16 protein-coding genes are annotated in these 18644 nt (G+C 44.7%); 11 read left to right on the forward strand and 5 right to left on the reverse strand.

All coding sequences use genetic code 11. The annotated features are described in order from the left end of the window. Window positions 1-273: 273 nt before the first annotated feature. The 7 genes from MKZ12_RS13255 (at window position 274) to MKZ12_RS13285 (ending at window position 8462) form a co-directional block, all read left to right on the forward strand. Window positions 274-1044: an ABC transporter ATP-binding protein gene (locus MKZ12_RS13255; RefSeq protein ID WP_339260799.1), complete on the forward strand. Its 771-nt coding sequence runs from the start codon at window positions 274-276 to the stop codon at window positions 1042-1044. Further along, window positions 1019-2977: an ABC transporter permease gene (locus MKZ12_RS13260; RefSeq protein WP_339260801.1), complete on the forward strand. Its 1959-nt coding sequence runs from the start codon at window positions 1019-1021 to the stop codon at window positions 2975-2977. The genes MKZ12_RS13255 and MKZ12_RS13260 overlap by 26 nt, the downstream gene beginning before the upstream one ends. A gap of 127 nt (window positions 2978-3104) precedes the next feature. Beyond that, window positions 3105-4550 (forward strand): 4-hydroxyphenylacetate 3-hydroxylase N-terminal domain-containing protein, encoded by a 1446-nt coding sequence (locus MKZ12_RS13265; RefSeq protein WP_339260803.1) that lies wholly within the window; start codon window positions 3105-3107, stop codon window positions 4548-4550. A gap of 226 nt (window positions 4551-4776) precedes the next feature. Further along, window positions 4777-5484, forward strand: coding sequence for a response regulator transcription factor (locus MKZ12_RS13270; RefSeq protein WP_339260804.1), 708 nt, complete (start codon window positions 4777-4779; stop codon window positions 5482-5484). Then, complete coding sequence (locus tag MKZ12_RS13275) at window positions 5462-6919, forward strand: HAMP domain-containing sensor histidine kinase (RefSeq protein ID WP_339260806.1); 1458 nt, start codon at window positions 5462-5464, stop codon at window positions 6917-6919. The genes MKZ12_RS13270 and MKZ12_RS13275 overlap by 23 nt, the downstream gene beginning before the upstream one ends. Window positions 6920-6954: 35 nt before the next feature. Continuing rightward, complete coding sequence (locus MKZ12_RS13280; RefSeq protein WP_339242165.1) at window positions 6955-8034, forward strand: AI-2E family transporter; 1080 nt, start codon at window positions 6955-6957, stop codon at window positions 8032-8034. A gap of 29 nt (window positions 8035-8063) precedes the next feature. Then, the gene (locus MKZ12_RS13285; RefSeq protein WP_339242167.1) at window positions 8064-8462 is read left to right on the forward strand and encodes an Asp23/Gls24 family envelope stress response protein; all 399 of its coding nucleotides are present in this window, start codon (window positions 8064-8066) and stop codon (window positions 8460-8462) included. A gap of 80 nt (window positions 8463-8542) precedes the next feature. Here the strand turns inward: MKZ12_RS13285 and MKZ12_RS13290 are convergent, their stop codons facing one another. Continuing rightward, the gene (locus MKZ12_RS13290) at window positions 8543-9388 is read right to left on the reverse strand and encodes an AraC family transcriptional regulator (protein WP_339242168.1); all 846 of its coding nucleotides are present in this window, start codon (window positions 9386-9388) and stop codon (window positions 8543-8545) included. Between the two features lie 201 nt (window positions 9389-9589). Here MKZ12_RS13290 and MKZ12_RS13295 point away from each other — a divergent pair, with 201 nt between their 5' ends. The 3 genes from MKZ12_RS13295 (at window position 9590) to MKZ12_RS13305 (ending at window position 13798) form a co-directional block, all read left to right on the forward strand. After that, the gene (locus MKZ12_RS13295) at window positions 9590-10594 is read left to right on the forward strand and encodes an aldo/keto reductase (RefSeq protein WP_339260807.1); all 1005 of its coding nucleotides are present in this window, start codon (window positions 9590-9592) and stop codon (window positions 10592-10594) included. Window positions 10595-10896: 302 nt separating this feature from the next. After that, window positions 10897-12438, forward strand: coding sequence for an acyl--CoA ligase (locus MKZ12_RS13300; protein WP_339261397.1), 1542 nt, complete (start codon window positions 10897-10899; stop codon window positions 12436-12438). A 115-nt stretch (window positions 12439-12553) separates the two neighbouring features. Next, the gene (locus MKZ12_RS13305) at window positions 12554-13798 is read left to right on the forward strand and encodes an aminopeptidase (protein ID WP_150367448.1); all 1245 of its coding nucleotides are present in this window, start codon (window positions 12554-12556) and stop codon (window positions 13796-13798) included. Between the two features lie 278 nt (window positions 13799-14076). Here the strand turns inward: MKZ12_RS13305 and MKZ12_RS13310 are convergent, their stop codons facing one another. Continuing rightward, window positions 14077-14535, reverse strand: a complete 459-nt coding sequence (locus MKZ12_RS13310; protein ID WP_339260809.1) for a GyrI-like domain-containing protein — start codon at window positions 14533-14535, stop codon at window positions 14077-14079. A 157-nt stretch (window positions 14536-14692) separates the two neighbouring features. Here MKZ12_RS13310 and MKZ12_RS13315 point away from each other — a divergent pair, with 157 nt between their 5' ends. Continuing rightward, window positions 14693-15853, forward strand: coding sequence for a leucine-rich repeat domain-containing protein (locus MKZ12_RS13315; protein WP_339260811.1), 1161 nt, complete (start codon window positions 14693-14695; stop codon window positions 15851-15853). Between the two features lie 48 nt (window positions 15854-15901). On the opposite strand, the gene MKZ12_RS13320 is transcribed toward MKZ12_RS13315, so the two are convergent. From MKZ12_RS13320 to MKZ12_RS13330, 3 genes are all read right to left on the reverse strand, one after another. Beyond that, window positions 15902-16534, reverse strand: a complete 633-nt coding sequence (locus MKZ12_RS13320) for a nitroreductase family protein (RefSeq protein WP_339242177.1) — start codon at window positions 16532-16534, stop codon at window positions 15902-15904. Window positions 16535-17041: 507 nt separating this feature from the next. Continuing rightward, a complete protein-coding gene (locus MKZ12_RS13325; protein WP_339260813.1) occupies window positions 17042-17815 on the reverse strand; it encodes a M15 family metallopeptidase in 774 nt (257 codons plus the stop codon). Window positions 17816-18226: 411 nt separating this feature from the next. Then, window positions 18227-18589 (reverse strand): iron-sulfur cluster biosynthesis family protein, encoded by a 363-nt coding sequence (locus MKZ12_RS13330; RefSeq protein WP_339260815.1) that lies wholly within the window; start codon window positions 18587-18589, stop codon window positions 18227-18229. Between the last annotated feature and the right edge of the window lie 55 nt (window positions 18590-18644).

The raw sequence follows: 18644 nt of genomic DNA on the forward strand, positions 1-18644 counted from the left end.
TGGGCTGAAGCATGATGAGTATTAACATAATGATGTGTCAAATGGATATGAAGACGTCTATTGCCTGGTTGAGGCGAAGGCGTCTTTTTGGATTTTTACCATGCAACCTTACAACATTGTCATGTTGATGAAAGGTTAAACCATAGGAGAATGACCGAAACTTCGATAGACTGTAGTCATGAAGATCACAGGAAAGGCCGCACTTATTATGCAGACACACAGCATCAGCGTATCTTAATTTTCGAATTCACTTTCATTAGAGGAGTTGTAACTATGGAGATTTGTTCTGTCAATCAGATCAGTAAAATCTATAAAGGCATCGTGTCCTATGAAGCATTATCCGGCATCGATCTCAGTATTCAGAAAGGTGAATTTGTCGGCATTATGGGACCATCCGGCAGTGGTAAAACAACGCTGCTGAACATGATCTCCACAATCGATCATCCGACATCAGGAGAACTGCGGATTGCAGGGAAGAATCCGTTTGAATTGAACCAAGACGAACTCGCGCTCTTTCGGCGCAAAGAGCTGGGATTTGTTTTTCAATCGTTTAATCTGTTAAATACCCTGACAGTCAAGGAAAACATCGTGCTGCCACTGACGCTTGACGGCGTTCCCATAGCAGAGATGAACACACGTGTAGAACAGCTGGCAAGCAAGCTGGGAATTGAAAGTATTCTGAACAAACGAACCTATGAGATATCGGGTGGACAGGCACAACGTACAGCCATTGCCAGAGCACTCATACATTCTCCGAAACTGATTTTGGCGGATGAGCCAACAGGTAATCTGGATTCGAAGGCGGCCAGAGATGTGATGGAGATCCTCGAAACCCGCAATCAGGAGGATCAGGCGACGATGCTGTTGGTGACTCATGATGCAGTAGCTGCAAGTTATTGCAGTAGAGTCGTCTTTATCAAAGATGGCAAGCTATACAATGAGATTCACTACGGCGATAATCGGGCAGCCTTTTACCAGAAGATTATTAATGTATTATCCCTAATGGGAGGGTCAGGACATGAATTTTCGCCAGTTCGCCATTAATAATGTTGTTCGCAATAAACGAATTTATCTGGCTCATTTTCTGAGCAGTACATTCTCTGTCATGATCTTTTTCACCTACGCATTGCTATTGTTCCATCCCGATCTAAAAGAAGGATTAAAGGGTTCCAATGGAACGGTTACTTTACTTGCCAACCAGGGGTTTATGATTGCGGAGATCATTATATTCATCTTTTCATTCCTGTTCCTGCTCTATTCCGTGGGTTCATTTCTCAAGACGCGTAAGAAGGAATTTAGCATTTTCCTGATCATCGGCATGACACGCAAACAGATGAACCGGCTCTTATTTATGGAGAATATGTGTATCGGATTAGCTTCGATTATTACCGGTATTGGACTGGGAATTGTTTTTGGCAAATTGATTCTGCTGATCTGTGGCGCTATGCTGGCTGTTGAGAACAGCCTTCGATTCTATTTTCCGCTGAAAGGCATTGCCTTGACGGCTGGCGCATTTTTGCTGCTGTTTGTAGTGATTGCCATGTCATCATCCTTACTCATACGGAAAGGAACACTTATTGACCTTGTGAAATCAGAGGAAAAGCCAAAACCGGAACCGAAGGCATCACGTCTGCTCGCCTTGTTATCCGTATTGTTCATTGGCGGAGGTTATGCTGGGGTATTCACCTTTGTCTGGGTAAGCTTCTCGTTTCCGCTATTAATGGCAAGTGTTATGGTCGTTATTGCAGGTACATACTTACTGTTCACACAGCTCAGTGTGTACGTTATCCGAGCCCTCAAAGGCAACTCACGGTTATTTTTCCGTAAAACCAATTTGCTCTTTCTTTCAGAACTTACGTATCGAATGAAAGATAACGCGATTATGTTTTTCATGGTAAGTATCATTTCGGCTTCTTCATTTACGGGAATTGGCACCATGCTTGCGATTGCTGACCCGGGTCTGTCATCCATGTCGAATCCGTACGCATTCAGTTATATGAATATGTGGGATACTCCCAACTCCGAGCGACATATTCGGCAGATTGAAGAGACGTTGATTGATCATCAAGTTCCCTACGTGAAGGGCAGTTATGCTCCTATATCTGAAAATAATAATGGAGAGATTATCAAATTAAGTGATTATAACCGTTTGGCGAAGGCACTTGGGTATGAAGAACGTGCGTTGAAACAGGTCGATGAGTCATTTATGACACCAAGCAATTTGGCGGTTCGCAAGAAGTACCGTGAACAGGCTGAACAAGGATTCTCCGGAGCGGGGGTCAATCTGGAGGTGGATAGTCAGCGCGTACCTGTTCAGCTATCGACACCTGGCACCGAGATTGTGATTCCTTATCAAGGTGAAATTAATATCTATATCGTAACTGACGAATTGTTTAATCAGATGAGGCCTGCGTACAACGAGGAAGTTGGCATGCCTGAAGGTTTCTATTCGAGGCGAACGATCCAATTTATCGTGAAAGATTGGATGGGTACACGGAGCTTTGCTCCTGAATTAATCGAATCTATTCAACAGAATCATTCCAATAGAGGTTACTTCCAGGTTAGTGCACTAGTGGTGGATTGGCTCAATTCGAAACAAACGAACGGAATTATCCTGATCCTGAGCGGACTGATTGGCATTGTTTTCTTCACCTTTGCAGCAAGCTTCACCTATTTCAGACTCTATGCAGATCTCGAACGGGATGAAGCACAGTATCGCATGATTGGCAAAATGGGACTCAGCCGCCCCGAACTTCGTAAGATTGTGACAAGGCAGCTATTGCTTATGTTCTTCCTGCCGATTCTGATTGCCGTTATCCACAGCTCGGTTGCCTTCGTAGCATTGCAGCAGTTGGTTGATTTCTCAGTCTTCGGATACAGTCTGCGCATCTTCATGGTGTTTGCTTCCATGCAGATCCTGTATTTTGCACTCGTACGCTGGCGGTATCTGCGTCATATGTATGCCAAGTTAGTCTAAAAATGAATGGCCCAACAGACACCGAACTCATGGCTCGGTGTCTGTTGACTTTTCTATCCAAGGCACAGTACTATTTCATTAGATACAAAGTGTATCATTACATCGTTTCACAATAGGGAGGACATATATGAGCATCACGTTGTCTCGTGGACAGGCTTACATTCAACGATTGAATGATGAGCGGAATGTATGGCTGGATGGTGAGCGTATCCGGGTAACCCGCCATCAGGCCTTTCAGGGAACACTTCAGACCATAGAAGGATTATTCAATCTGGTGGATGACCCGGAGACAAGGGAAACTGTGGCCTATTGGGACGAACAAACGGGAAGTTATGTACATCGCTCCTTCCATGTGCCCCGTTCACTTCTTGACGTGAACAGCAGAGCGGGGGCTTTTCGGCTTTGGTCTGAGCGGACGTATGGGGTAATGAGCAGACTGTCTGATTATGCTCGCTCCCGCCTGACTGGTTGGTATGCAACACGACATGAGATGACAGCATATGATCCCGCATTTGCAGTTAAAATATCGACTTATTATGAACAAGCCAAACGAAAAGATGCCTTCCTGACGATTGTCCAGCGGGACCCTCAGATTAATCGTTCCTTGCCTGTTGGGGAAGATGAGGATGCCATGCTCCGAATTGTGCAAAGCAATGCGGAGGGCGTGGTGATCCGCGGAGCCAAAATGGTTGCAACAGCTGCGCCTTATGCCGATGATATCATTGCGTATCCCGTTCAACGAATTCCAGGCCACCTGCCAGAGCTGGCCCATATGGTCATTGTAGCCGCGGACAGTCCGGGCTTGCACATGATGTGTCGAGAAACATTCGCGGCAAAAGATTCGGATAGATCACATCCACTAAGTGCCCAGTATGATGAGATGGATGCTGTGTTATTTTTTGACGATGTATTTGTGCCCTGGGAACGTGTATTGCTGCACAATAACCCTGAAGCTGTATGGCAGATTCGCTGTAATACAGCTTCGTCCAGTCTGGCTTATCATCAGAGCGTTATCCGATTACACTCGAAACTGGAGTTCATTACAGCCGTGACCTCCGCCATTGCCAAGGAGATCGGGGTGGACTCCTTCCTGAATGTGCAGGAACAACTCGGTGAGATGATCAGTCAGATGCAGACTATTGAGGGACTGATTATTGCCGCTGAGGCACAGTCCAAGCCGGACACATACGGCAACTGGCTGCCGGAATTCAAATATATTGAAACCGCACGTAATCTGGGCAATCGTTATTATCCGCGTGCAGTGGAGATTTTGAAGACGATTGCTGCGGGTGGTCTGATGCAGATCCCTTCAGGTATGTTTGAGGGCAATGAAAGGATAGGCTCCATGATGAACAAATATCTTGGTGGAGTAACGTTGCAAGCCCCGGAGAAGATTCGTCTTTTTCAATTGGCATGGGAACTGACCGGAAGTCCGCTCGGAGCAAGGCATGATCTGTATGAACGTTTCTACGCCGGTGATCCTGTGCGCAACCGGGCGGTTCAATATGTGCAATATGACAAGGAACGTTTATTGGCCAGAGTTGAACCGTGGCTTCGTTCGGGTAAGGTATGATCTGTTAATCTAATACGGACAGTCTGCAAGAAGAATGAACAGCTAGAATACAGAAATGAGAACAGTCTTATTTTAGTTAACCTGCTCCTAGAGCCTTGGCCAGTGTCAGGGCTTTATTTCTATTTATTTAGATTATCTTTAGAAATGATTTAGGTTGAATTAAGAGACGTAGTATATAGTAATAATGTAGAGATAGGCATAGAGTATAGGAAATGAGAGGAATAACATGAGATACACCGTATTAATTGCAGATGACGAACCAGAGATTGTTGAACTGCTTCAGCTCTATCTGGAGAAGGATTATACCATTAAGACTGCCGTGAATGGGGCCGAAGCGCTACAATGTATACGTTCAACACAGATTGATCTGGTCATACTGGACATCATGATGCCTGTAATGGACGGATTGCAGTTAATTAAGCAGATCAGGGCTACGCATCACATGCCTGTGCTATTCCTGTCCGCCAAAAGTCAGGATCACGATAAAATCCTTGGACTCGGACTTGGGGCAGATGATTATATAGCGAAGCCATTCAACCCGCTCGAGATTGTCGCCAGAGTAGAGGCGCTGCTCAGAAGAGTCAATCAATTTGATGCAGCAGAGATCCCCGCTGCCAAAGAAGAGAATCTGGTATTGGGTGATCTGACACTTGATCGATCCCAGTGTATTCTTTTTCGTTCAGGAACAGCTGTAACATTAACCTCTACAGAGTATAAAATTATGGAATTGTTGCTTGATCAACCTGGCCGAGTGTTCACCCGTAAAAAAATATACGAAGCGGTCTGGGGCGATTATTACGCGCACGAGGACAGCACCATCATGGTACATATCAGCAACATTCGGGAGAAGATCGAGCGTGATTCCAGACAACCGGAATATCTCAAAACGATAAGGGGACTGGGATACAAAATTGAAGCGCCCATGGAAAGCTAGAGAAAAGCGACTGTTGCAGACATCCCTGACACTGGATTTCTTGCTGTTCAACTTCTTTTTGCTGTTACTGGTATTGATTGTATACCTTATAGTGTCACTGGATGTCGTGGATTTCCGCATTTCGGATCAGGTCGTTGATCCAGATCTGAATGTTGAAGCCCACGTGTATGTGGCAGAGCTGGAGAACGAATATTACTCCGGTGGAGGTTCGGTGTCGAGAGGAAAAGATACAGAGATTCAACGTCTCAAGGACAGCGGGGGTTGGATTGAGATTCTGGATGTGAATCGTAACGTCATTCATCATGTGGGAGACAAGCAGGATTCGTTCACCCAATATAGTGAAGCCGAGCTGTATGCAGGACTGGAGAACCGAAGCGACCAACCGTACTATTACTCCATCACTCCATTTTCGGCAGAAGGACCGCCAACGTATGTGTTGCTCAAGATCCCGCGTGATCTGGTCAGCGTAAGGATTAATGATAATCAGTTGATTACCAATCTGAAGCACCCGTTATCCTTTTACATTATGATTGGTATTGGTTTAGTTTTGTTGTTGATCTTTGTATATAGCTATTGGGTCGCACGGAGAATCAAAAAGCCACTGGGTATTCTCTCCTCGGGTCTTACGCAGATGATTCAGGGAAATTATAGTACACGGATGTCGATCTCTGCCGAGAGGGAGTTTGTCCAGATTGGTGAGACCTTTAACTACATGGCGGACGTTATTGAGAACACCTCTGCGGAGAAACGTTATGCGGAAGAGAGCAAGCAGCGACTGATTGTAGACTTATCCCATGATCTAAAGACACCGATAACATCTATACAGGGATATGCTCAGGCTTTGGTGGAAGGACGTGGAGAGGACAAGGACAGGCAGCAAAGATATTTGGGATACATCTATAACAAATCTGTTCAAGTTGCACGCATGATACAGAATATGCTGGAGCTGCTCAAGGTGGATTCGCCTGATTTCCACATGCAGATTGAGAGAAGAGAAATTGGAGAGTTCGTGCGCGAGATTATGGCAGATACGTATGGTGAGATTGAGCAGAAACAGTTTGTCCTTCATGTGCTTGTTCCTGATGAGGAGATCTACGCAAGGTATGATCCGGAGCTGCTATCCAGAGTCATTCAGAATCTAATCACCAATGCCTTATCGTATAATCCGCTCGGGACAGAACTGCGTGTGGAACTCATTCCGCTGGATACCCATGTGGTGATTGAAGTGGCAGATACCGGGGTGGGCATACCCCAAGAACTGTGGTCAACGATCTTTGACCCGTTTGTACGAGGGGATGAGGCACGTACAGCGACAGGAGGCACCGGGCTGGGGTTGTCCATCGCACGGCGTAATACAGAGAAAATGGGTGGACGGCTGATCCTTTCCGGGCGTGGTCGAGAGACCACCGTGTTTACCATCCAGATTCCAAATTAAATTAGAGAAGAAATGTCCATGTGGAGGGGAAAATTTTGTTCAAAGGAAATACGTTTGTCCGGTTCAGTATCGCACTGGCGCTGATATTGGTTAATATCTATTTATTATCACGTGTGAGCTTCATCTTTCAGCCGCTTGTCACCATGATCACGGTCATTACCGTACCGATGATGTTGTCCGTGTTCTTTTATTATCTGCTAAGACCGCTTGTGAATTATATGGAGAAAAAGAAAATCAATCGTACACTAAGTATTTTGCTAATCTACTTGGTTATTGCTATTCTGGGTGTATTCTTCATCATTGGCTTATGGCCATCGTTACGTGAGCAATTGGTGAATCTGGTCGATAACGCACCGAATCTAATCAATTCATTAAGTGAACAGCTGAGAGAGCTGGAGCAGAATGGTGCCATTCAAGCCTTGTTCCCCGAGGGCTCAACACCTTTCTCTCAGATTACGGAGTATATCAACAAAGGATTTAACTTTGTGACCAACTATGTAAGTGGATTTTTCTCACTCGTTTCCAGTTTTGCGATCATCTTGTTTACATTACCGATCCTTTTGTTCTACATGCTGTTACAAGGTGAGAAATTTGGCCGTAAACTGGCCCATATCGCTCCAAAACGTTTCCAAAATGACAGCCGTGAAGTTGTGCTTGAGATTGATCAGGCCCTGAGTGGTTTTATTGTGGGAAGAGTCTTGGTAAATCTGGCGCTGGGTGTACTGATGTATATCGGTTTCCTGATTATTGGACTGCCGTACGCATTATTGCTCACAGTAATCGCGGTCATCATGAACTTTGTTCCGTTTATCGGAGCGATTGTGTCGTCTGTACCTATTGTGATCATGGGTCTCGTCGTATCGCCATCCGTTGCCATCTGGTCTCTGATTATTATTCTTGTCGCTCAGCAGATTCAGGACAACCTGGTTGCACCGTACGTATTTGGCAAAAAGCTGGATATTCACCCGCTTACGACGATTATTCTGGTCTTGGGTGCAGGGGACCTGGGTGGAATTATTGCCATCCTGATTATTATCCCGGTGTATATGATCGTTAAAATTCTTTTGGTTCGAATCTATACTATGTTCTTCAAGGACAAATGGCAGAATGCCTAGCATGTAAATTATTCGAAGGAGTGGAGCACATGTCTGAAATTATCGAAAAACCATATAACGAACCTGAATATATCGCACCTCAATCTGTTCAAATGGGTACCATTCACATCTCGAACGATGTGCTGTCCAAGATTGTGGGGATGGCCGCGCAGAGCACGAATGGCGTATCTTCCATGTCTGTGGGGCTGACTGAAGGGATTGCCAAGAGCATCAGCGGCAAGAGTCTGCAAAAAGGGATTGATGTGCACGTCAAAGACGATCAGGCGACCATCCAGCTGCGCATTAACATTCAATATGGCAACAAGATGCATGAGGTATGCCGTGAACTTCAACATAACGTTCAACAGGCCGTGGAGCAATTAGCGGGTGTTATGGTTAATGAAATTAAAGTGCAAGTCGTGGGCATATCCATGCAGGAGACGGTATAAACAAACGTAAGGATTAAACGAATGTTAGTATTGAACAAATGCAAGTGATATCGATTGGCAAAAAACAGCACCTTCCCAAGTTAGCAACTTAACTGGGAGGGTGCTGTTTTATGTTTGCGGTAGTAGGTGGGCGCTTCGCCCATCACTTTTTTGAACATTTTGGAGAAAAGCAATGCATCAGTGTAGCCCACCGAGCGGGCAATATCACCAATGGTCAGACCGGGATCAAGGGTCAATTCGGCTGCCCTGCGCATCCGGTAATGGACCAGATACGACTGGATACTGCTCCCCATCTGATCCTTGAAGAGAGAGCACAGGTAACTGCGCTGCAAGCCCACATGGGCCGCGATGGACTGAACGGTAATAGCATTGGCGTAGTTCATTTCAATAAAGTCCATGACCTGCGTTACGTATGTTTCCTTCGAATAATCCTGCATGGGTTGAAGATGCTCTGAGTTGGCCTGATCAATCAAAATGGAGAAAAATTGATAAAGCAAACCAGTCATACTGATCTCCCAGCCTTTGTGGGTGTGTCGCGAATTAATCATTCGATGCAGACAGGATCGCATCTCGTCATCCTCATTGCCCAGCTCAAAAATCGGGTGATGCTCAGACAGACAAGCCTGCTGTAAAAAGGTTTGGCTATTGCTACCTTGAAAAGCAACCCAGCTGTATTCCCAAGGGTCATCCTGATCTGCTTCGTAATGAACAACAGAATGCGGAACGATCAGAAAACCTTGACCTTTGTGCAGGGTGTATGTTCTGCCTCCTACTTCGAAGGTGCCTTTGCCATTCAAAATATAATGAATTTTGTAATAGTCTCTCATGGCAGGGCCAAAGTGATGACCTGGTGTACAGGCTTCCGTACCATAATGAAGGAGCTGAAGCTCCTGAAAATGATTGCTTTTAAACATATATGTAATCAAGGGTATTCACTCCTGTACGATTTCATCTCATCTTGCATTTTAACATATTAATTAGATTAAAAGATCAATGATTTAACATTCGTTGGTATAGATAACAGTCATTTTTCCATATGGTTATAGTGAAATGCCATATCGTTTTGCCCGAGAAATGACTAAGATTAGAAGCAGCAAGGCAAACCTTACAGGAAAGTGAGAATAACGATGCCCTATACTGCGAGTGAACAACGATATGAAGAGATGAAATATGTACGTTCCGGTAAATCCGGAATCAGACTGCCGCAAATTGCGCTGGGTCTATGGCAGAACTTCGGTGGTAACCGTACGTTGGATATTCAGGAAGAGATGATTTTGCGTGCCTTTGACCTCGGAATTAACCATTTCGATCTGGCGAATAACTATGGTCCACCTCCAGGATCAGCGGAAGAGAACTTTGGTGTGATATATAAAAAACATCTGCGTCCTTATCGGGATGAGCTGCTTATTTCGTCAAAGGCTGGCTATCACATGTGGAATGGACCTTATGGCGAATGGGGTTCCCGCAAAAACCTCATTGCGAGCCTGGATCAAAGCCTTGGCCGGATGGGACTGGATTATGTAGACATTTTCTATCATCACCGTCCAGATCCGGATACACCTTTGGAAGAGACCATGACAGCGCTGGATCATATCGTGCGGCAAGGTAAAGCACTGTATGTGGGGTTATCCAATTATAATGCAGAACAGACGCAAGAAGCGGTGACCATTCTCCGTCGTCTGGGTACGCCGTGTCTGGTTCATCAGCCGAATTACTCCATGTTGAACCGCTGGATCGAAGACGGTTTGCAGGACGTACTGGATGAGCAGGGCGTAGGTTCAATAGCATTCTGTCCACTCGGCCGCGGCCAGTTGACGAATAAATATGTCGACAAGATTAAGGAAGAAAGAGCCAATCCAACAGGCAATTTGAAAAAAGAAGCTTATACGGACGAACGGATTGCCAAGTTCGATGCGCTTCAGGCGGTTGCAGAAAGAAGAGGTCAGACGATCTCTCAACTGGCTCTGAACTGGATCTTGCGCGGTAACCGTGTAACCTCCGCACTGATTGGTGCAAGCCGTGTGTCCCAGATCGAAGAAAACGTAGCTGCGCTCAAGGCACCGGACCTGACAACGGAAGAGTTGAATGAGATCGAAATCATTCTTGACGGAATGGGTAATTATCCGTGGTAACCGAAAAATTATAGTTAGACAAAGATTATGGTAATAGAAAATTAATATGAAATGGTGCCGTCCTGATAACCAGGAAGGTGCCATTTTTTTTATATGTCATTTTCTTTATAGGATAAGATCTATTATAATAGTTCATTAATTGACCTATGTTTATTTTTTTCGGAATGAGCCTAGTTCATAGCACCTGGTCCTAGGATTTAGGGTATAATATATAGAAGCTTTACATTTGAACTACGAAGGAGAGGCTCCATTTGAACTTTGAACAGTGGATTTCGCCTGAAAGCTATAACCTGACATCCGAGATGGAGAATCATCCATCAGACCGGATTGCACTTAGATGGCTCAGCGATCAACGAGAATTGGAAGAGATCACGTATGGTGATTTGTTCAAGCAGGCGAATCGTCTTGCTGGAGGTTTGCGTGAACTAGGACTGGTGAAGGGTGATCGGGTGCTGGTCATGGTACCACGCCGTATCATTGCCTATGTCATTTACATTGCTTGTCTTAAATTGGGGATTGCCGTTATTCCGTCCTCTGAGATGTTACGGGCTAAAGATCTGGAATATCGTCTGCGTCACTCTGAGGCGCGGGCTGTTATTGTATGGTCCGAGACAACCTCGGAAGTGGAAAAGATGGACGCGGATCTGCCGTCACTGGCACATCGTATCGTAGCATCTCCTAATGGTGAAGTTGTCGTACCTGCTGAAGGTTGGGTCAATGTGCATGAGTTAATGCAAAATCAACCTGAAGAGATGGCTGCAGTGGACACTCACCGTGATGATACAGCTATTCTTGCCTATACTTCGGGCACAACAGGTAATCCCAAAGGAGTTGTACATAGCCACGGTTGGGGATATGCCCACCTGCGGATCGCTTCTTCACTATGGCTGGATATTCAGCCTTCAGATACCGTATGGGCAACAGCGGCACCTGGCTGGCAAAAATGGATCTGGAGTCCGTTCCTGTCGGTACTCGGAAGAGGCGCGACCGGACTGGTCTACAATGGATCATTCCAACCCAAGCGTTACCTGGAATTGATGCAGGAACATCAAATTAATGTTCTATGCTGTACACCAACCGAATATCGGTTAATGGCCAAAGCCGATGATCTTGGACATTATGATCTGTCCTATCTGCGCAGTGCTGTTTCAGCGGGTGAACCGCTCAATCAGGAAGTCATTGAAATCTTCCAGCGTCACTTTGACCTCACTATTCGAGACGGATATGGACAGACCGAGAGCACGTTGTTGATCGGCAGTCTCAAAGATGCGCCTGTACGTATTGGTTCGATGGGTCAGTCGATTACACCTGGGTTGATTGAAATCATCGATGAAGAGGGACAACCTGTACCTGCGGGTGAAGTTGGAGATATCGCGGTACACAAAGAGATGCCGGCTTTGTTCCGATCCTATTATCAGGATGAGGGACGGAAGGAAGCGAGTCAGCGTGGCGATTATTTTGTAACAGGGGACCGTGCACGTAAAGACGAAGAAGGTTACTTCTGGTTTGAAGGTCGCAGTGACGATATCATCATCAGTTCGGGTTACACCATCGGACCATTTGAAGTGGAAGAAGCACTTATGAAACACGCCAGTGTGAAGGAATGCGCGGTGGTTGCAAGTCCGGATGAGATCCGTGGCAATGTGGTGAAAGCTTTTGTTGTACTGCGAGATGATTCACTGGCTTCACCAGAACTGATGCGTGAATTGCAGCACCATGTCAAAGAAATTACAGCACCTTACAAGTATCCACGCAAGATCGAATTTGTTACGGATCTGCCGAAGACCAACTCTGGTAAAATCCGCCGGATTGAGTTACGTGAACAAGAAAAACGTCATAGTTAGATCATTTTGTATAGATGAAATTTTGGGGATTGTGCCTGCGTAGTGAAAGAGAAGGATTCGATTCTGCAGAAGCGAAAGCGGTCGTATAATATATGAAACAGGAGTGAACACAACCATGAGTCAATTTGAACAAACCTTTGAAAAGTCATTGGAACAATACGCAGAACTGGTTGTCAAAGTCGGTGTAAATATTCAAAAAGGACAGGACTTGCTCGTCACTGCCCCCATCGAAACGCTTGAATTCACACGTTTGATTGTTCAAAAAGCGTATGCAGCCGGAGCGAAGTACGTGCAAGTGGAATTCGATGATGATAACATTACCCGCAGTCGTTTCGAACATGGCTCGGATGACAGCTTTGACTACTATCCGGCCTGGAAAGGCGATATGATGGAGAAGTTCGCTGAAGCCGGCGGAGCAACATTGACGATCAAAGTACCTGACCCGGATCTGTACAATGGGATTAATTCGGACAACGTCTCCCGTGCAACTAAGGCTGCTGCTCAAGCACGTAAAGGATATTCCAAATATACACGTAATCATGAAATTAGCTGGTGTTTGATCAAAGCACCGACCAAGGCTTGGGCGAACAAAGTGTTTGCCGACATCCCGGAAGAAGACCGAATCAACGTGATGTGGGAAACCATCTTCAAAATGAACCGTGTGGATGGCGGAGACGCCGTACAAAATTGGAGAGAGCATCTGGATACTCTGAATACCATGAGTGATCTTCTGAACCAAAAGAACTATAAGAGCTTGCATTACCGTGCGCCAGGTACAGACCTGAAAATCGAATTGGTTAACAATCATATCTGGGGCGGTGGTGGCAGCGAAAATAAACAAGGCGTATACACGGTTGCCAATATGCCGACTGAAGAAGTATTCACCATGCCTAAGCGCAGTGGGGTGAACGGTTATGTTAGCAGCACCATGCCTCTGAACCTGAACGGGCAACTGGTTGACCAGATGAGAATCACCTTCAAGGACGGACAAGTTGTTGCCTTTACGGCAGCATCAGGCGAAGAGCATCTGAAGAACCTCTTTGCCACGGATGAAGGAGCACGTTATCTGGGTGAAGTGGCACTCGTGCCTCATGACTCCCCGATCTCCAACTTGAATCGTATTTTCTATAATACGGGCATTGATGAAAATGCATCTTGCCATTTGGCTGTGGGAAGTGCGTATCCATTCAACATGAAAGATGGCACAACGATGTCTAACGATGAATTGTTGAAGCATGAGTGCAATGTGAGTCTGACCCACGTCGATTTCATGATCGGTTCCGCAGAGCTGGATATCGATGGTGAGTTACAGGATGGCACAATCGAGCCGGTATTCCGTAAAGGCAACTGGGCATTTTAATTTCTAATCTGGCTATATAACTTGAACTAAAGATTATTTACACTGACACTACGATGACAGAATAACCTTCCAATCGCTGTTATCCCGGAATTTTTTTGATTCCCTTTTTCGAAGGGGAAATTCCGGTGATAACAGCGACCGCTTCGCTTTTTCAGTTTTTTTCTGTCCTCTCCGTTATCGTGTAAATGATTAGTTCAACTTATATAGTATTAATAGTATTTAATCGAGAAAGTGACTTCAACTTGAAGTCACTTTTTTCGTTTTTTTCATAACATGGATTACACAGGCCTCACAGGCACACATATTTCGCACCAATGCTGATGGAGCAGTTCCCATCGATACCGTTCAATAACTGGTTTGTTGTCCATCACATAACCACTTGCATGCAAATGGGGGATGATCACATTCCAAGCCTGCTGAATATCTTCTGCCGTATGTCTCACCTTACAGATGAGATAGTCTCCGCCTGATAACTCGCCAATCTCAACTATGTCATCTTCCAGACGTTTAGATTCCGTGATAACAATACAGGCATCATATCTACATTCTTCGGGTGGTGTGGTAGTCGGGTCATCTTGGGGGATGCCCAGTAATGTTGCTGATTCATGAAGCAATTGGTTTTTGACTGCCCATTGTTTGAGTGTATTCATCGCTTGGGCATTGGCCGGACCGTAAGGCCCCACTTGTCGAACATAGGCAAGACGACACGACGGGAGGTTTTCGATAACCATTTGCATGGAATTCTTCCTCTCAATATGGTTTTCTCTTACATATTGGATGCTAACATGGTATAAAAAATATTGCATAATGAATTGATTCCCCGTACCAAAACTCGTAGAATAGGAAGGATATGTTAAAGGATGTTTTAAGAGAACAGGAGGGGAAGAGTGAGATATGGATATCACCTATGCCTTCACGGATGAACGGTTCAGGCAAGTTGTGTTGGATCGTTTTTGTAATGAGAGGGGATTTATTCAGGAGAGTGATGTTCGTGAGGTTGAGACATTGCAGCTTTCAAATCACGATATTAGTAATCTGGACGGGATTGAGTATTTCAAAGGTCTTCAAGAGTTGGATTGTGCCTATAACCAATTGACGGGTCTGGATCTTGCTCAGAATCACATGCTCAGGACGTTACGTTGCAGAGAGAATCAGCTTCTTACTCTGGACCTCCACTCCAATTCAGAATTGCAGGTACTCGATTGCAGCTTTAATCGACTTCGCCAATTGGATCTTTCTCATAATTCCAAACTTGTCACGCTGGAGTGCCATTGGAATATGTTGTCGGAGCTGGCTTTGGAGCGCCTTGAGCAGTTGGAGGAACTGAGTTGCAGTTATAATGCTCTTTTCACGCTTGAGCTTGAACACAATACACACCTGCGGCGACTGGATTGCGCTAACAATTACATGTTGGATCTCGATGTATCCGGCTGTTCAAACTTGCTTGAACTTCGATGTAATCACAACCATATCAAACAGCTGGATCTTACTTCAAATCTGGTTCTGGAGAGTATCCGTTGTTTTAACAACCATATTAGCAAGCTGGAGCTTCGTCATAACGTGCAATTAAGAGAGCTTTATTGTTCCGAGAACAAATTAACCGAGTTGGATTATAGCGTTAATCCCAAGCTGGAGAGACTGCAATATGCAGACAATCTGATTTTTGAATCCAATCATGAAGTTCAGGGGATGGGTGTGTTTCAGTATGACGCATCAATGTCCAACTATCAGATGCGCTTACATATTCAGGATAAAGAACTGGTAGTCACTGCACAGGTTTCAACCAAGGCTGAGATGGAGGAATTGTCTCCATATATGGAAGCGACGTGGGATCGATGGGACATGCTTCAGGAGCAGGCCCTTAAAACCATTGCCGAGGCCCATCCGGACGAGGATATCAGTGAATTGGTTTTGGCTGACGCAGAATTTCAGGGAGATCGTTACCTTCGATTGGGATATGATGCGGGGGATACACCTGCTGGTCGATTGTACATATACGCGGAGTTTGACGATGAATTTCATATGTTGGACACATTAATCTATGAAACGTATTAAAGCCACGAAACCGTGGCTTTTTGCTTTGTTAGTTTGCAGGTTATCTGTTTATTCAGCGTGCATTTTATTGAAGCTAACATATTCATTGATTGGTTTACGGTAACCGCGCGGACGTTGTTTGGCTTCCGACTTTTTGCCGATGGTAATCAACATAACCGGTACGTAATGATTAGGGATATCCAAGCTTTGTTGTAATTCTTCTGCGTCAAAACCAATCATTGGACAGGTGTCCCAACCGCGATCTTGAGCGATCAGCATCAACTGCATGGCAGACAGGCTGGCATTGCGAATCGCATCCTCACGTTGGAAGAACCTGCCGCGAGATTCGTAAAATTCGGTTACACTTTGGGATTCTTGCTCATATTGGAACGGAGTGAGGGCGCCCAGATTCAGCAAACCTTCGTTAATGGTGCGGATATGATGGTGTGCGTTGACATCGCCCAGAACCACGATGACCGCAGAAGCTGTTTTTACTTTATATTGCTGGGAAGCTTCATAAACTTTCTCTTTCTGTTCCTCGTCTTTGATCACAAGATAGTGGGTGTGTTGCAGGTTAAAGGCAGATGGTGCAAATTTGTTCAGGGCAAACATCTCTTGCAGTTCAGACTCCGAAATCTCAATTCCTTCTTCAAAAATAACAGCCGACCTGCGGTTTTTAACCAGGTTCTCGAACTCACTCATGATGGTTTCCCTCGCTTATGTATGATTTATAAAATTACTATAACACACTTAGTTACTTTATGTAAGTATTATTTTTGCATAAGACAAGGATTGCCTGCCATACGCTAAAATAAAACACTAGAGGTGATTCATGAAAGCTCTCATCACAAGATTTAAGGGAGGGCATGACCCGCATGAATTTCGGGTATATGTGATCCAATCTTCGACGTTAAAACGTTTTGTCGTTATGGAGATTATTTTGGGTTCAATCGTGTACAATGTCGCACTGTATTTGTGTCATAATGCGCTACTTGCTGGCGCAGGCTCTTGGGCTGGAACTGAAAGTCTAAAGAGATTGCCACTTGTCTTTAGGAGAATCGTTGGGACGTGATGATGTGTTCAAAATGAAAAAGATTGAAACAGAAGAGGGCCACTATCGGCCCCATCTTCAATTTCAGCCTTGATATCTATATTCATCCTTCTTTTATCTAATCGAATAGCTGACTAGAGATAAGGTAGATATCTACCTTATTTGGCTCGTTCCAAATATTGCTCCAGTGTAAGTTTCTGATTGGTAATTTCACCAGCAATATAGACTCCGACATAACGTACATGCCATGGCTCATAGGAATAACCCGTTAATTTCTCTTGGTCTTTGCCATAACGAATGATGAATCCGTATTTGTGTGCATTGGCTTTTAGCCATTTGCCTTCTTTGGTGTTGCCGAAGCTTTGCTGAAGATCATAACCGGCGGAAGCGCTGGAAATATCCATTGCAAGACCTGTTTGATGTTCGCTTTGTCCTGGACGAGCACTTGTTTTATTGGCAACTGCTTCACCTTTGATGCTGGCATTCCGGTCAAAGATTGATTTCTGAGTCGCATAAGAGCGATAACCAGACACGGCTTTGATATCAATGCCGTCTTTTTTGGCAGCGGCAAATAATTTTTCAATAGCGGTTGCAGCCACTTTACGCATCTGTTTCTTCGGACTTGAGCCTGAGAAGCTAAAAGGAATATTAGGTACAACCAAATCTTGTGGTGCGTAAGTTGAAGGCAGATTTCTCTTTTTATTGACAAGCACAACTGTACTGGAAACATTGGTCACGGTTGCCACATTTTTGATGGTTTTGATCGTACGACCAGGTGCATTATCATGCAGAAATTGAGTGAAGCTGGAGTTAGCAGCAGACGCGACGGGATTCAGGTTTGAAGTGATGGGAAACGTAGTAAAAGCAGAACCTGCGACAACAGAGCCTATGAGAATTGTAGATATGATGGATTTACGAGTAAAAGGTTTCATGGTGTGTGTTCCTCCTCGGAATATATGAATCTATATACCGAGTATACTAGAGGATTATATCCATAGGTTCTCCAATTGTTTCCGAGTTGTAAACAAAGTTTGCTATCCAAGTTGAACTAAAGATATTTACACTGGACACTCCGATGACAGAACAACCTTCCGATCGCTGTTATCCCCTGATTTTTTGATCAATTTATAATGGTGAAAATCCGGGGATAAAGGCGAACGCTTCGCTTCTTCAGGTTTTTTCTGTCCTCTCCGTTTCGTGTAAATGTTTAGTTATTCCATCTTTTATAGAGTCTTTTTTGCAACTCTGATAGAGGCATACAAAGAAAAGAAGATTAAAAGCCGTTGCATATGCAACGGCTTTTGTTGAGAAGAGACTATTGTTAAGTTCTCTTAGAGACTGGGTTACAACATGCAGGCGTCAGATCCACCGGAGCTTCCCACAGCTACGGCACGTGTATCACGAACGCGAACATTACCGCTGAGTACTCCGGAGTCACTGCTTAATTTGAAGGAAGGATAATTTTCTTCTGTATCCAGCTTCATGTGTTGTTCCAGGTTCAGTTGCTGTTTCGGATCAACATAGAACGGAACCAGATTGGTTTCAATCTGGGCGTCAAGAGCTGCGAGTTCATCAACAATGATGATCGCAATAACTCCGTTACATCCGCAACCTTCCAGATCATAGATTACTTTGAAGTATCCAGGTTGGTCATTCAAGCTTTCTGTCAATCGTTTTGCAGCCAGATCTGTAATTTGAATATACATATGGGTACACTCCTTTATATGTGTTCATGGTTGTAAGTGGTAAAAGAATTCATTC

Origin of the sequence: Paenibacillus sp. FSL R5-0713 (assembly GCF_037973325.1) — a bacterium.
In the GTDB taxonomy this organism is placed as follows: Bacteria; Bacillota; Bacilli; order Paenibacillales; family Paenibacillaceae; genus Paenibacillus.

Excerpts from the sequence above, each read along its gene's own strand:
- MKZ12_RS13305 (WP_150367448.1), top strand. The coding sequence starts at position 12,554 with ATGAGTCAATTTGAACAAACCTTTGAAAAGTCATTGGAACAATACGCA.
- MKZ12_RS13330 (WP_339260815.1), bottom strand. The coding sequence starts at position 18,589 with ATGTATATTCAAATTACAGATCTGGCTGCAAAACGATTGACAGAAAGC.
- MKZ12_RS13325 (WP_339260813.1), bottom strand. The coding sequence starts at position 17,815 with ATGAAACCTTTTACTCGTAAATCCATCATATCTACAATTCTCATAGGC.
- MKZ12_RS13300 (WP_339261397.1), top strand. The coding sequence starts at position 10,897 with ATGGAGAATCATCCATCAGACCGGATTGCACTTAGATGGCTCAGCGAT.
- MKZ12_RS13285 (WP_339242167.1), top strand. The coding sequence starts at position 8,064 with ATGTCTGAAATTATCGAAAAACCATATAACGAACCTGAATATATCGCA.
- MKZ12_RS13310 (WP_339260809.1), bottom strand. The coding sequence starts at position 14,535 with ATGCAAATGGTTATCGAAAACCTCCCGTCGTGTCGTCTTGCCTATGTT.
- MKZ12_RS13260 (WP_339260801.1), top strand. The coding sequence starts at position 1,019 with ATGAATTTTCGCCAGTTCGCCATTAATAATGTTGTTCGCAATAAACGA.
- MKZ12_RS13265 (WP_339260803.1), top strand. The coding sequence starts at position 3,105 with ATGAGCATCACGTTGTCTCGTGGACAGGCTTACATTCAACGATTGAAT.
- MKZ12_RS13255 (WP_339260799.1), top strand. The coding sequence starts at position 274 with ATGGAGATTTGTTCTGTCAATCAGATCAGTAAAATCTATAAAGGCATC.
- MKZ12_RS13315 (WP_339260811.1), top strand. The coding sequence starts at position 14,693 with ATGGATATCACCTATGCCTTCACGGATGAACGGTTCAGGCAAGTTGTG.
- MKZ12_RS13320 (WP_339242177.1), bottom strand. The coding sequence starts at position 16,534 with ATGAGTGAGTTCGAGAACCTGGTTAAAAACCGCAGGTCGGCTGTTATT.
- MKZ12_RS13270 (WP_339260804.1), top strand. The coding sequence starts at position 4,777 with ATGAGATACACCGTATTAATTGCAGATGACGAACCAGAGATTGTTGAA.
- MKZ12_RS13295 (WP_339260807.1), top strand. The coding sequence starts at position 9,590 with ATGCCCTATACTGCGAGTGAACAACGATATGAAGAGATGAAATATGTA.